The following is a 282-nucleotide window of genomic DNA, read 5'->3' as shown; positions in this document are numbered from 1 at the left end:
TGCTGATATTTTTACATTGTATCTGAAATATAAGCAGGAGGGCGGCCGCTTTAAGGCCGGGGACTATGACATGAAACCGGGGCTTTCGCCTGATGAAATTATCGGGCAGCTGAACCGGGGAGAGACGGTCAAGGAAGCGGGGCTGCGCCTTACGGTTCCCGAAGGGTTTACGGTGCGGCAGATCGCCGAGAAGCATCAAGCGGAGCATGGGTTCGACAGCTCGGTCATTCTTCAGGCGGCGCAAAGCTATAAAGGGCTGCCGGGAACCGTGGGGGCGGATAT

At 56.4% G+C, this 282-nt stretch carries 1 protein-coding gene; it reads left to right on the top strand.

The features are described from left to right. On the top strand, positions 1-282 hold a 282-nt coding region (locus tag ACZYR9_RS27805), incomplete at both ends, for an endolytic transglycosylase MltG (RefSeq protein ID WP_488981520.1).

The organism is Paenibacillus sp. F024, assembly GCF_057814255.1.
Note: the sequence above shows the minus strand (reverse complement) of the source record. Positions and strands in the feature narration are given on the sequence as shown.